We start from the raw sequence: 15,335 nt of genomic DNA, 5'->3' as shown, positions 1-15,335 counted from the left end.
TTTCGAAGCTATAAAAAATTGTAGTACGACCTTTTCAAAAACTCGGAAATTACGAATGTTGTTGGTGCTATAAGTAAAGATGGCAACCCGTAGCTCAGGGGTGAATTACACTTAATTTTATATTTATAAGAATTTATTGTTGGTTAAATCATAATAGGATAACCAGGTAATACTTACCCGGGATCCAGAACAAGTTTGCGGCCCGATCTATCATTTGACAGCTGACAAGCGCTTGCCCTGAATCCGAGAAGTACGCTAAACCAAATTTAATTTCTTTTTCTCCATGCATTATTTTGACAGCAAAAAAAATGCTATTTGTGGATTATTTTCAGGTATTAGTTACTCAAAAACGGCTACGAAACCATCATTCTTTTTCAGGTCGATTTTCAATCCTCCAGAAGCTGGTATTTTTATTTCTTTAGCAACAAACCCGTTGTGGCTGTCGTTATCGTTTCCTGAAGAAATGAGTTTACCTGTTTTGTTTTTAATAAAAGTAAGATTTAACGTAAGGGATTTGTCGATTGCTTCTCCATTCAATCCTGTAACGTACCATTTGGAACCCGATTTTCTGGCTACAACATATAACTTGCCCGGGTATCCATCAATAAATTTTACATCATCCCATTGAGCAGGCAACGCTTTTAAGAAATCTTTAACCTCAACAGGCACATGGCTCATTCCATCCGGTGTTTCGGCATAGTGCTGTATGCCCGATAAAAAGGCCACTGATGTAGCCAGTTCGAATGCAGCGGTTGTTCGCCGTTCAATATTGGGGATTTTGTATAAACACATCGGTGTGAAATCCATCGGATCAAAGGCATTTCTGATCATGGCACTGTTAACCATGTGTTGAGGTGCTTTGTTGGCTGCATCTTGCCCAAATGTGATCATTTCGTATCCCAGTACGGCTTCTGCGGTCATTAAATTTGGATAAGTCCGTTGCAATCCCCTGGGCAGTGTAGCCCCATGAAAATTGACCAACAAATGGTGGGTGGCGGCATCGGTTAAAATATCATGGTAGTAAGCAATCATAGATTGTCCGTCGCCACCAAAAAAATCGATTTTGATGCCTTTAACGCCCATTTCTTCAAGCCTGCTAAACTCCTTCACCCGTTTCTCATGCGTCAGCAGCTTATCTCTCGGTGTAAATTTTACGGTATTCCAATCCCCTGCTGAGTTATACCAGAGCAACATGCCCACATTTTTTTTTCTTGCGTAGTCAACCAAAACCGCAACCGAATCATATCCAATGGTCTGATCCCAATTTGCATCGATCAAACAATACTGCCAGTTCATATCGGCAGCGTAATCAATATATTTTTTCTGGACTGGGTATATCGTTGCCTTATCCTTTTCCAACACCCAGCTCCATGCGGCTTTTCCAGGTTTTACGAACGATAAATCTTTTAATCTGGATGCAGGGGCAAGATCTGTACCGAGGGTCGATTCCATAATTGTAGCCAAATCGCCTATTGCAATGATCCGCCAGGGCGTAATCCATGGAAGCGTAGATTCGGGATAAAGGGCTCCTCCTTTTATTTTTTCAGCTTCTTGCGGAAAATTGATCCGATATTCGCCGTTCGGTGATAAACGTTGCAAAGAAGTTCCACAATAATTTCTCTCCAGTCCTGCTTCCGTAAGCATCACCCAGGTATCGCCTGTTTTAAATAAAGCCGGATATACCCACCCGTTAGCACTGGAAGATGGCGTGCCTACCGGGATAGCCATATTATAATATACCTCATAGGAAGGATTGGTATGTTCAAATCCCGTTTGTGCCTCGGCTTTGGCCTGTAACCAGGCCAAGGTACCTTCGGGAAAGTGAAAACTTGTCTGTTCTGACTGTATTTTTCTTAGCGATGGATCTTTTTCCAGAAATTCGTAACGAAAGGCGGCCCCATCATTAGAAACACGAAAAATAATATTCATTTTTTTGCCTGTTGGCGTTTTGGTCGATATCGCCAATTCATTTGCGGTATAGGTAATCGATTTCTTTTTTGCATTGCCCATTACATAGGTCTCTTTCAGTTTTCGCTCCGCAGTACCAACGACTTTTAATGACCTTGTAAAGTCTTCATCTTCCCGGATAATGCCCAGTTTGGAATTTTGTAAGACTGTTTTTTTACTCCTGGCAATGCTGTAGGTTCCCTGAGCGGGATTGCAGGTGAGAACAATTTTCCCGTCAGGACTGGAAACATGATAGCTTACTGCTTCCTGCGCATAAATGCAGGTACTTACAAGGGTGAAAATGATAAATAAACGGATAAATTTCATGAGGTTCTAATTATTTGAGCAGCAGCGTATATAATCTGCCTGGTGTGGTTGATATATCGTAAACAAAAGTCTTTTTCAATGAATTAGCGGTCAAATGAGCTTCGGGCACTATAATAGGTTCCTGAGTTTCGGTAATGGAATAGAACATATTTGGATTAGTACCGACTGCATTTTTCAACTCAATAATGTCGCTTTTCATTTCATTGGGGACCCTTAACCGTAAATTTCCGCCAAGCGTTGATTTAATTACCGCTTTGATTACTTGCCCATTAGACCATTCGAGGCTGATTACCTCAAAACCTCCCCTGGCCCTTAAGCCTTTAATGAAACCTTTTTCCTTCCATACATCTGGCAAAGCGGGCAATAAATGTAATGCCTCATCGGCACTTTGCATCAGCATCTCGGTAATACCGGAGGTACAGCCAAAATTACCATCTATCTGAAAAGGTGGATGGGCATCAAAAAGATTATTGTATGTTCCACCACCGCCGGGATTAACGCCTAGTGGTGTGAGTTGGTTTTGAATCAGGCGATAAGCATGATTTCCATCCTGCATCCTTGCCCACCAATTTATTTTCCAGCCCATACTCCACCCGGTAGATACATCGCCTCTTTGAAGCAGGGTATTTTTTGCAGCGGCGTAAAGTAAGGGTGTACGGTAGGCAGAAATCTGGTTGGAGGGGAACAAACCATAAAGGTGCGAAACATGACGGTGTTTATCGTTTGGACTGTCTATATCATCCAGCCATTCCTGTAACTGGCCATGTTTGCCAATGTGCATAGGCGATAATTTATTGCGCATCTGCAATAAACTATCAGTAAAAACAGCATCAACTCCCAGTATTTTGGCAGCACGGATAGCGGTAGAAAACACATCGAAAACGACTTGATTATCCATGGTGGTGCCTGCATCAATAGAAGAGCCACCATGTGCCGCAGGTGCATTTTCAGGAGAAGTACCTGGATTAACCACCAAATACTTCAGTGTTGGGTGCAGCACCAGAAAATCTTTGTAAAAAGTTGCGGCATCTTTTAAAACAGGATAGATGCTTTTAAGGTATTTACGATCTCCTCCATAAAGGTAATGTTCCCAAAGGTGCTGACTTGCCCAGCCACCCCCACCGTTCCAGATTCCCCAGAATGCACCATCCACTGGGCCGGTGCTTCTCCAGATATCGCTGTTGTGATGCGCCATCCAGCCCCTTGCGCCATACATGTTTTTAGCAGTGGCCTTGCCCGTTTCAGCCATTTCACCTACCATTTTAAGAAAGGGTTGGTGCAGCTCAGACAAATTGGTCGGCTCAGCAGGCCAGTAATTCATTTGAGCGTTAATATTAATGGTGTATTTACTGTCCCAGGGTGGGTAAAGCTTATCATTCCAGATGCCTTGCAAATTGGCAGGCTGACCATCGGGCTGAGAAGAACTGATTAACAGATAACGGCCAAACTGGTAATATAGATTAACAAACTGAAGATCTGTTGTATTCCTGAACTTTATGAGTCTTTTGTCTGTTGGTAAGTCCGTACCACCGCTCTCCCCTAAATCAAGCTGAACACGATTGAAGTATTTGTGATAGTTGGTGAGGTGGGTAGCCAGGATTTTATCATAAGATTTCGCCGAGGCCCGGTTCAGGTAAGCCAATGCCCGTTTAGCGGCATTGCCGCTGATGTCATTATAATGGTTAAAATTGGTAGCAATGGAGATGAAAATGGTTACCGCATTGGCATGCTCCACAACGATACTCGAATCGGTAGCTTTTAATGTGCCGCCTTCATTACTGAATCTGCTGATTACGTTGTATTTTACAAGTCCTTTGACACCTTCATGATCGCTGGTCAACCCTTCCATTACCAGATCTTTAACAGCTGAGGTACTGATTGAAACCTTTTTATGCGGGGTGGCGTAATTTGCGGTAAAAGAAATGCTGCTGGCTTTATTGGCGGTAAGTTTCATGACCACTACGCGGTTACCGTGTGTGGCAAAAGCCGTTCGGGTATAGGTTACATCGCCAATGTTATAACTTGTTTTACTTAGGGCATTTTCAATATCAAGCTCTCTATAGTAGTTTTGATACTTTTCATGACCAGGAAAAACGAGTTGAAGATTACCTGCCGGTTGAAAGATCTGTCCGGATGATTTTTTCCCAAACATGATTTTATTGGCCAGATTTTCAGCTTCCTTGTGCTTCCCCTGAAAAATCAGTGCGCGGATTTCAGGTAAGTGGCTCAAAGTTTCGGGAACATCATTTTGATAGGGGCTACCACTCCACAGGCTATGCTCATTGAGTTTTATCACTTCTTTTGCCACGTTACCATAAATCATTGCCCCTAAAAAGCCATTACCAACAGGAAGTGCATTTTCCCAAACAGCACCTGCAGGTTCTTCGTACCAAAGCTTTAATTTTGATTTTACAGGCACTTGTGCAAATGCTAAAGTGCCTGTAAAAAGCAATAAAATTATCTTAGCGAATCTTAGTATCATGTTATGGATGTTCATTGAAAAAGGGATCTAATTGTTAAATTCTTAATCGTTATTTTGAAACTGTTGGTAGTACAACAATGCCATTAAGTTAAGCGCTTTTAGCCACAGATGTGCACAGATAAACACGGATTTTCATATCTGTGTGCATCCCTTCTATCTGGCGGTGAAATTATTTTCACTTGTGCCGATGGCTTAACTTAATGACATTAAGCATTACCATGTTTGATACTCGTTCATCCGGAGTGGTTTTTCTTGATCCACAGGGCCACTCAGCGTTCAGAACCATGTTTTTCATCCCTTAGTTATTTCTTTACCAACCTCACATAAAATACCCTGGCCGTTGATTTTCCATCTGAAGGTGAAAATTTAACCGAAATCCGTTTTTTGCCTTTTAACATTTCTGCAGGGATTGGGTATTCCTGGTTGTAGAAGCCTGTTTTTTGTGGTCCCTGCCCCGCATCTACACCAACCAGTTTTTGATCATCAAGATAAATATCAAATTTATCACGGCCGCCACTTGTATGGTAACGAACATTTAGGGCCAGCTGATCTGCACCCTCCGTATTCATTTCGTAGCTAAAGAAACCATTTCCCGTTGCATTGCGCCAAAATTGATCCAGATAGGATCCGGTGTGGGAATTATTGTTTTTCATCTGGTGATCTACCTCTGGCTGCTGTTCTCCTGGTGCAACAAAATCTACTGTACGACTTTCCAGTGCAAGTTTTTCATTTTCTACACGGGCAGCAGAATCGAGGTAAGCGGCATACTGGCCAGGTGTGAGCGCCATCCAGTACATCATGTAACGTGAATCGTGAATGCGGTAAAAAGGCTCTAGGGTAATTTTTTCAGGGTTTTCTATCCGCTCATTCACAAAAGAGAACTTCATCGACTGCCCTTTTATTGGCTCGATTTTCTTGCCGATATCGTCAATGTGCTCATCAATAAGAATAGGTGCCTTATTAATGGGCAGTTTTTTGCCACTGGCAATATGCCCCCAACGGCTATCGCCTGCTACCAGTCCGTTAAGTGCTTCCGTTCCGGTTTTAGCACCCAATAAAATCGGTCCGTGCATAATTGCCACATATTCTGGCAAATTGGGCATCCGTTCGATGGTGGTTTTCATGGGCAGGCTCAGCTCTACCACGTCTCCTTTTTTCCAATTACGGCCAATTCCCAGATAAGCGTTCGGTAGCAACTTATAGTCGGCTTTTTTACCATTGATTTTCACTTCCATCATTTCCTTGCCGACCCATGATGGCTTTCTGATCATCAACATAAACCGGGCGTTACCATCTACAACAATCAGTCTGGTTTTTTCCTCGTCCGGAAAAGTAGTTTCCTGCCTTATGCTAATGTTTTTTTCTTTCCAGTTGAGCTCCGAGGCAATAAACAGGTTAAGATATAAAGTATCTTTTTGATGGGTGTAAATAAATTCGTTGTACTTGCTGTGGTTCTCCATACCACTGCCCACGCAACACCACATCCCTTCATTCGGGGCCGAATATACGCGGTAATGCCGTGGCCGGGCAGGCGTAAAATAAACATAGCCTCCATGTTCGGGATGCTGGGACGAAAGAATGTGGTTATACAGCGCTTTTTCGTAAAAGTCTACATATTTTGCATCGGGCTTTTCCCTGAAAAGTCCTTCGGTCAGTTTCAGCATATTGTAGGTGTTGCAGGTTTCTGGCCCTTCCACATCATCTACAAAATCAGCACTGGCAACAGCACTTGGAAAAAATTCCCTGCGACTGTTTCCGCCAAAGGCCAAAGATCTTTTGCCTGTTACTGTCTCCCAAAAAAACTGACCGGCCTGATCATAATTCCGTTGATGGCTCAACTCTCCGATCCGCTGGAAACCAACTGCTTTGGGCACCTGTGTATTGGCGTGTTTATTATCAAGGTTATCCTGCCCCTTAGCCATAGGCGTAAGCAATTGCTGATGAGAAAACCGCATCGCTGCGTTCAGGTATTTTTCATTGCCGGTAATCTGAAAGGCATCAGCCAATACTTCATTCATCCCACCGTGTTCTGTGTCTAACATTTGCTGCATCTGTTGCTCATTAAGCTTCGAGGTAATGGCTATCGCCCAATCGCAGAATTTTAAAAATACCTCCTTCGCATCTTTACTTTCCCCATAAATCCAGGCGTCGCGCAAACCCGCAAAAGTTTTATGAACATTATACCAGGGCACCCAGGCAGATTGATAAGCTTTAAAGTTTCCTTCTTTAAGTTTCATCCAGATCTCCTTACTATTGGGAACGCCTCCAGCATACCCTATTCCCCATTCTGGGTGTGAAGTGGTATTTTTATGCTGGCAGGCTTTCAATGTTGTTACGATTTTTTCCATCCTGCTTTTGCATTCTGGATTACCTGTTGAGGCATAATTAAGTGCAAGTGCACTCAGGTAATGTCCGGCAATATGCCCATCCAACCCTTCCCAGTTATCATAGCCTTTTTTATCTGTAGGAAGCGCTGCCTGCTTAAGGTAAGGATAAAGCAACCGATCTATATCATAAGCCAATAACGTTTTTATGTTAAGGTCTCTGGCGTGATCGAATGATCCACTAAGCAGTTTTACCTGTTTTAAAGGAAAAGAATTGGCATAAAATCCCTTTTGCGCCCCAACATTTCCACAGAAGCCAATATTAAATAGAACAGAAATGCCTAGGCAAAGGAAATGCTTTTGCAAAAGATCGTATTTTGGGAATGTCAACATATAATTTACTCAGAAAGGTTTATTTAAATAAGGTAGAGGAAAATTGATAAAGGTTATTTCGCCAAACAGGCCAGGTATGCCCTCCCGGATACTCGTGATAACTAAAATTGATATTCAACTCTTTAAACTTATCCATCATAATCTGGCAGTTATTATAGGCAATATCTTCTTTCCCGCCCATGGCAATCCACAATTGCTTTAGGTTGGCATTTATTTTTTCACGGTTGTTTTTCATCCCTGCATACTGAAGTTCGGCTATTGTGTTTTGACGTGGTACAACCCATCCTGAACTGAATACACCAAGGTACGCGAATTTATTGGTATTGTTAATCCCGGTATATAGCGTGTGCATCCCGCCCATCGATAAACCGGCCAATGCCCTGTTTTGCGCATCGGTTTTGGTGCGGTAAGTACTTTCAACCAATGGAATAATTACTTCTTTCAATTCTGATTCGAAAGTTTTTAACCCGGCTTCGCCAAAGGCAGCGCCACCTACATTTGCACTGGGCATTACAATAATCATCGGTTTGGCTTTTTGAGCAGCAATAAGATTGTCGAGAATCAGATCTGTTTTACCCTGGTTCGCCCAGCCGGTTTCATCTTCTCCCCCTCCATGTAGGATATAAAGTACCGGGTATTTTTCGTTTACCTGTGCATCATAAAATGGGGGTGTGTAAACATAAAGCTGCCTCCATGACCGGGTTACTTTTGAGTAATATTTTTTAATCCGGAGCTCGCCATGTGGAACATCCTTCAACGCATAATAGTCGCCTTTTGAAAAAGGGATTTCAATTCCGCTGGCCATGCGCCCCATGCCGAAATAAGACTTACTTGCCGGATCTGCTACAGGAAGGCCGTCAATGATGAGCGAATAATAATGAAATCCTTCACCCAAAGAATCGGTTGTTACAGTCCATCTGCCCTTTTCGTTTTTGACCATATCATACTTTCGGCCCAGATCTACCTGAACACTGTGCGCCTTAGGTGCTGAAAGATTGAAAACAACTTTATGGTCATCGGTGATCTGTGGATAGCCGCCAGCGCCAATATTGGTTGTGGCTGGCGCTCCTGCTACCGGGTATTTTGAAAAAGTGGTGGTATCAACTGGTTTAAATAGCAATTGCGAAAACATATATAACCCATTCTTCCAAACTTTAAAATCGTGAAAACCAGGCTCGATAAAATAGATATGTGGCACCTTGTTTTTAGTCAGATAATCGTGCGTGCGCTTACTATTGATAATGAGGTTATCACTAGCCCCACAGGAGATAAATAACAATTTGAGCATGGTTGATGCCTTTTTTGGATCAGGCACAAGCACTTCTGGCATTTTGGTATTTGGTGCTGAAGAAAAGCCAGCTATCCAGGCAAACTTATTCAGATTTCCCAGTCCAAAATTCAAAGCCTGTCCTCCCCCCATTGATAAGCCTGCAATCGCCCGGTGTTCGCGGTCTTTATACACGCTAAACTTCCGTTCCACAAATGGGATAAGATCATTAATTAAATCTTTTTCAAAAGTGGCAAAGGCCTGCACTTTATCCTTGTCCATAATGTTACCGATGGCGCGGTCATCTTTCATGGCTCTACCGTTCGGCATAATTACCACCATAGGTGCCAACTTACCGGCGGCATAAAGATTATCCAGAATCACCTGGGGATTACCTCCATTAAGCCATTCTTTTTCATCCCCTCCGATACCATGCAAAAGGTATAAAACCGGATATTTTAATTGTTTACTGTAACCTGGCGGCGTATATACCAATGCTTTACGGTTATTGCCCACAGTTTTCGACGAATAGACCAAAGTATCAATTTTTCCGTGCGGAATTGCAGGCTGAATGACATCAAAGCCTTCTGGGCCACTGGAAACGATCTGCTGAGCAAAACCATCAAAGGCATAAGCACTTAAACTGATAAAAAGCACTGTTATTTTTACGAAGAGGGATTTATTTGTTTTTTTCATATCTGGTTAGGTTAAGGGTATGTTATTGGCTGTTTATCTGCCTTTTACCGGGCTAACACCGGTAGTGGTTTCTACAATTTTTTGTATGGTGCCATCCTCATTATAGTGCATATCATCAACACAGATAGACCTTCTATAACTACCACCTGTAGGCAAGGAGCCATTGTGGTAAAAAAAGTAAGATCTACCCTTAAAATCGATAACACCAGGGTGAGTAGTAAAACTGTTGGGAACATTTCCCTGAATAATACCTTTGTATACCCAAGGTCCCTGTGGCCCCTTAGCCATGCAGTATTCGATCATTTCGGGTTTGGTTCCCGCGCCCGCATAGATTAAATAATAGTTGCCTTTTCTTTTGTAAACCCAAGGGCCTTCAATATAGTTTTTGATGTCAAGCACCTGGATTTCTCCATCCATCTCAATCATATTTTTTTTCAGCTTAACACTTTTACAACTTCCGTTGCCCCAAAACAGATAAGCCTGCCCATCATCATCGATAAAAACAGTGGGATCAATATCATCCCAACCATGTTTTTTATCGGTAGTCATCTCATTGGTTACCAAAGCCTTGCCAATTGCATCTTTAAATGGCCCAACAGGACTATCAGAAACCGCTACGCCGATCGCCATCCCACCTTTACTCTCCTTATTTTTTTGGTGGCCTGTTGATACATACCAATAAAACTTTCCATCCCTGTAAATACACTGGGCGGCGTACGCATCTCCGCCGGCCCATGAAAATGCCTTTGGCGAAAGCAGCATGCCGTGATCTTCCCAGTCGACCATATTTTTTGATGAGAACACATGCCAGTCGGGCATTTTATAATTGGTATCTTTCACCGTTGCGGTATCATGCCCAACATACAGATAAACTTTATTTTTATATACCAGTGGTGCCGGATCAGCAGTAAACATGTGTTTGATAATTGGGTTTTGCGCCTGCGATTTAAAATGCACCGCAAAAACCAGCGTTGATAACAATAGGAAGAGGGCTTTAAATTTCATTATTATTTTTATTTGGTCAGTAATCAGTTTTGTTTGACGATAATGTTTTCACGCTTCAAAGTGTACTATCTGGCTTTTATTTACCATTCCTCATATATTTGGTTTAGCGAAGCTACCGGATCTGATGTTTTTTTATAGGAAGATTTGATTATTATAATAGAAAATATGTTCATCGGCTGTATTTTTCACCTACTTTGGGGTTAAATGTATGTTCAACTTTCTTTTACCAAACGGTCTTCTACTTTTCTTTTAACACTAATGTATTCGGAAGGCTGCATATTAAATTTTGCTTTAAATGACTTGGCAAAATAATTAGGCGTAGCAAATCCAACCATGTAAGCAATTTGCGAAACATTCAAATCACTTTTTTCCAATAAAACAGCCGCCTTATCAAGTTTAACCGACCGGATATATTCAATTGGCGAAAGCCCTGTTAATTCGAGTATTTTATGATACAGTGAACCTCTGCTCATACCTACATGTTTGCTTAGGTCTTCTACCGATAGTTTAGGGTTGTTTAAATTATCATCAATATAAACTGCCACTTTCTTGAACAGACGGTCGCTGTGTGATTCGATTGTTACCGCTGCTGCCTCCACCTTGATCTGTTTACTATAAGTGTCTTTGAGTCTTTTGTTGAGGGAAAGCAGGTTTTTAATCTTTGCATTTAAGATCTCGAAGTTGAACGGCTTGGTGAGATAATCGTTTGCACCAGTTTCCAGGCCTTTTATCTGTTCCTCTTCCCCGGTTAAAGCGGTTAGCAATATGATTGGAATGTGGTTGGTCCGTTTGTCTGATTTAACTTTTTTACACAGTTCTATCCCGCTCATATAAGGCATGTTGATATCGCTTACAATGATCTGAGGATGGTTCGACAGCGTTTTTTGCCACCCTTCTTGTCCGTTGCTGGCCTCGTGTATCCTGTAGAAAGGCTGCAGTCCATCTTTAAGATAGGCACGAAAATCCTCATTGTCCTCCACTAATAGAATAGAAGGGATATCTGTATCCCGATCCGGGCGGGATGTGACGGTGTTCAACTCCGGTGCACCTTTATCTCCAGCATCCGAAAAATCGATCATCAATTCGGCTGCAGACCAAACATTTGAGAACGGGATTTCGATGGTAAAAACACTTCCCTGACCAACTATACTCCGTACAGCGATTTTTCCGCCATGTAGTTTCACAAATTCCTGTGCAATTGAAAGGCCTATGCCACTTCCCTGATTCAAGATGGGCGCTATTCCATCTGCCTGGAAAAAGCGTTGAAAGATTCTTTCCTGATCCGTTTCTGAAATGCCTATGCCCGAATCGACAACTGTAATAATCAGCGTAGCTGCATGTGCTGCGCCGGGCAGTGTAACCTGCTCCAGTTCAACTGAAATCCTTCCACCAACCGGGGTAAATTTGAATGCATTGGATAAAAGATTAAACAGCACCCTTTCGATCTTATCATGATCAAAAGGCGCATTAAAATAGCTCAATTGACTTTTGAACACCAACTGTATCTGCTTGCGTTCGCTCAGATCGTTGAATGATTCAAGAACCTCTTTAATGAAAGAAACGATATCTGTTTCAACAGCATTTAAGGTCAGTTCGCGGTCCTCGATTTTTCTGAAATCCAGGATCTGGTTAACCAGGTTTAACAACCGCCTTGTATTGCGCTTGATCATCAATAAGGGATTGGCAACGTGCTGATCAGTCTGTTCGGCAATCAGCTTATCTACAGGCCCCATGATGAGTGAAAGCGGGGTCCTGAACTCATGACTGAGATTTGTCAGAAACTTGATTTTGAGTTTATCCAAGGCCCTTAACTGTTCGGCTTCTTTATTGTGCTGCGCTAAACGCTGCTCTGCCTTCATTTTTTCCTGAACAAGGGCAAACTTTCTTTTGAGTTTCTGGATCCCCAGATGCCGTATATAGAAAAGCGTACCAACAATGCTGAGGATATAAAAAATATAGGCATATGTGGTTTTCCAGAGCGGAGGGCTAACATCAATTGCGATGGAAGTTTCTGAGGCATTCCAGATGCCATTACTGTTGTTTGCTTTAACATGAAAGACATATTCTCCTGGATCAAGATTGGTATAGGACACAGATTTTGTCGAGCCGGCCTTTATCCAATCCTTGTCAAACCCTTCTAATTTATAGAAATACTGATTATCCTCAGGGACGGTGTAATTGATGCTGACATAGCTGAGCGTGAAACTCTGTTTAAAGTCCAGGTGAATATTTTTGGCAATAGATATATGCTCCTGGATCGGACTGGCCTTGCCGGGCAGCACCGATAAGTTTGAAACCTTGAGATCCGTAAAGATCACCGAGGGAACACTTCTGTTTTTTTTAAAGAACTTCGGGTTAAAATAATTGAAACCAGCGGCCCCTCCAAAATAGATCTCCCCTCCGGCAGTTCGCATCCCCGCACCACGGATAAAATTGTTGTTCTGAACACCATTATAAACCGTGTAGTTTGTAAATACTTTTGTCCTGGGATCAAAACTGCTGATGCCTTTATTGGTACTTACCCAGATCAGCCCCTTTAAGTCTTCAACTATAGCATATACTGTAGCGTTGTTTAATCCATTTTTTTCAGAGAAGTTGACAAACCTGTTCTTTTTACGATCATAGCGGCTCAGCCCCCCACTGAAAGTTCCGACCCATAAATTGCCTGACCGGTCTTTTAATATCGACAGCGTGAGATCATTCGGCAGGTTATTGTTTTTTTTGTTCAGAACCGAAAATTTATGGGTAAACTGATCAAGTATAGATATTCCCGACCCGTAAGTGCCGATCCACATATGATTTTGATCATCTTCTTCTATGAACCTGATGAAATTATTCCCTGGAAAATCCACCTCATTGGCCGCCTGGGGGTTCTTGCAGTATTTTAAAACCACTTTAGCATTCGGGGTCATCAGGTTCACTCCTCCTCCATTGGTTCCTACCCAGATTTTACCTGTCCTGTCTTCTTTTAAACAAAAAACGTCGTTCGAATTCAGCCCATCGGCTTTGGTGGAGCGTTTAATCTGCAATAGCTTATCCGTTAATAGATCCATAGATACCAAGCCATTTGAATAGGTTCCCATGAGCAGTTTTTTTTCTTTGGTGATGGCCATGGCTATTATGGAAATATTGTTCATTGCACTTCCATCAGGCAATCTGGCATTGAACCTTTTTATCAGCTCGGTACGCGGATTGAAAAGATTTAGCCCACCACCATCTGTGCCCACAAATATTTCATCTCTGTACTGCGCGAAAGAAGTGATTACAGATGCACTCAAACCATTGGGATCGAAAACATTGCTTTGCTTTAGATTAAAAAGATTCAGATTGGAATCATATTTACTTATTCCGCCATGAAACGGGCCTAGCCAGTAGATCCCGTCATTAATATAAATACTGCTGATCGATTTGCCCGTGAGCGAGTAGGAATCTCTGTAGTTTGGCCTGTAGGATGTAATAGCGGCACTCTTGAGATCAATAATTTTCAGTCCATCATCAGTACCTGCCCATAATTGATTGTTTTTATCTATTGCCAGACTGATCACCCTGCTACGGGCAAGTGCATTGAGGTCGCCGGCCCTATAAACAAAAGCACTGAATCCACCCTGGTCAGGCAATTTCCTGCATATTCCCCGCGCGGTACCAAACCAGATATTTCCTGATTTATCCTCACAGATCGTGTTGATCTCGTTACTGATCGGAGTGGACGCATCAGAGGGGCTGTGGCGGTAAACCTTGAAAGCCTTTTCTTTCCTGTCATAAAGATACACCCCATTATTTGATCCGATCCACAATCTGTTCTTACTATCTTCTAACAGACAGTTAAAAGATAATTGAGCTGAAGATTTTCTGTTTGGGCTTTGCCTGATGTGATTAGTGATCTTATTTGTTTTTGGATCCAGCTCATCAAGCCCATTATAAGTTGCTACCCAAACATGGCCTAAATGGTCTGTAGTCACAGCATGAATGAGATCGCTGCTAAGCCCGCCCTCTACATTGGCAGGATAGGTGATGAAGGAATTGTTTTTACGGTCAAATAAACTCAAAGACCCAAGAGAGCTCCCAACCCATAGGTTACCCGAACTGTCCTCATGTAAAGCCCTGATATCATTGGACCGCAGGCTTGTCGGATCATTTTCATTAAACTTATAAACGGTGAAGTTGCTGCCGTCGTATTTATTCAGTCCGTCCTCTGTGCCAAACCACATAAAACCAAAGTGGTCTTTTATTATCGCATTAACTGTGTTGGATGATAGGCCATCTTTTATCTGCAGTGATGTGAAATTTATTTTTTGCCGTTGCGCGTAGTCTTTTACTGGGAAAATCAGAAGTGAGAGCGCAAAGCACAGGAATATTTTATTAAAAGCAGATTTAAAAATCATGGGTTTATTTTTTGATCTGAGTAGTAATACTGATATCGGGCCTGGACAGGCCCGTTTACACTGCCTTCTAGAAAACTAAAATCCCGCGTAACCAAACTGGCTGGCCCGCTGCAGCACATGGAAAATATTTTAACCGGGTGAAGATATGACAACAGGGAAATTTTGATCACCCTGCAAGTAAAGCTATGGCCCATATTATCTATTTGTTTATCAGTTAGGTAGGTAGCAGCCAGAACTGAACATATCTGGTATTTAATCAGCGCACATGGTTTTCGCCCATGGTTTCCGAATTCAAGCTAAAATAACCTGATTATCTGATGAGCGTTAAGTCAATTGTGAAAATTACAGCAATAAATGTTCAATATTCCACAATGTTCGTCCTAATTTATCAGATGAAATAAAAATTTAAAGGGGCCAAACAACCAGATCGAAACATTTGTCATAGGTTTTTATCCAAATGTACACCTCCCGAAGTCAAACTATTTGGAACTTGCAAAAGTTAAGAAAACCAA

Annotated in this window: 6 protein-coding genes; all 6 read right to left on the bottom strand. The window is 42.1% G+C overall.

Features of this window, described 5'->3' with window-relative positions; translation table 11 throughout:
* Window positions 1–339 precede the first annotated feature (339 nt).
* The 6 genes from LQ227_RS20235 to LQ227_RS20210 all read right to left on the bottom strand — a co-directional run bounded on the left by LQ227_RS20235 (window position 340) and on the right by LQ227_RS20210 (window position 14,823).
* Window positions 340–2,274 carry a glycoside hydrolase family 97 protein gene (locus LQ227_RS20235; RefSeq protein ID WP_230145004.1) on the bottom strand — a complete coding sequence of 645 codons (1,935 nt, stop codon included), beginning with the start codon at window positions 2,272–2,274 and terminating at the stop codon, window positions 340–342.
* A gap of 10 nt (window positions 2,275–2,284) precedes the next feature.
* Window positions 2,285–4,756, bottom strand: a complete 2,472-nt coding sequence (locus tag LQ227_RS20230; RefSeq protein ID WP_230150763.1) for a glycoside hydrolase N-terminal domain-containing protein — start codon at window positions 4,754–4,756, stop codon at window positions 2,285–2,287.
* Window positions 4,757–5,058: 302 nt separating this feature from the next.
* Window positions 5,059–7,473, bottom strand: a complete 2,415-nt coding sequence (locus LQ227_RS20225; RefSeq protein WP_230150761.1) for a beta-L-arabinofuranosidase domain-containing protein — start codon at window positions 7,471–7,473, stop codon at window positions 5,059–5,061.
* Window positions 7,474–7,492: 19 nt separating this feature from the next.
* On the bottom strand, window positions 7,493–9,436 hold the full coding sequence (locus tag LQ227_RS20220) for an alpha/beta hydrolase-fold protein (RefSeq protein WP_230150760.1): 1,944 nt from the start codon (window positions 9,434–9,436) through the stop codon (window positions 7,493–7,495).
* Between the two features lie 33 nt (window positions 9,437–9,469).
* Window positions 9,470–10,441, bottom strand: coding sequence for a glycoside hydrolase family 43 protein (locus LQ227_RS20215; RefSeq protein WP_230150757.1), 972 nt, complete (start codon window positions 10,439–10,441; stop codon window positions 9,470–9,472).
* Window positions 10,442–10,653: 212 nt separating this feature from the next.
* Window positions 10,654–14,823, bottom strand: a complete 4,170-nt coding sequence (locus LQ227_RS20210; protein ID WP_230150754.1) for a hybrid sensor histidine kinase/response regulator transcription factor — start codon at window positions 14,821–14,823, stop codon at window positions 10,654–10,656.
* Window positions 14,824–15,335: the final 512 nt, after the last annotated feature.

This window comes from Pedobacter sp. Bi27 (genome assembly GCF_918698255.1).
Taxonomy (GTDB): Bacteria; Bacteroidota; Bacteroidia; order Sphingobacteriales; family Sphingobacteriaceae; genus Pedobacter.
The sequence above is the reverse complement of the archived record's forward strand: the minus strand, read 5'-3'. Positions and strand labels throughout refer to the sequence as shown.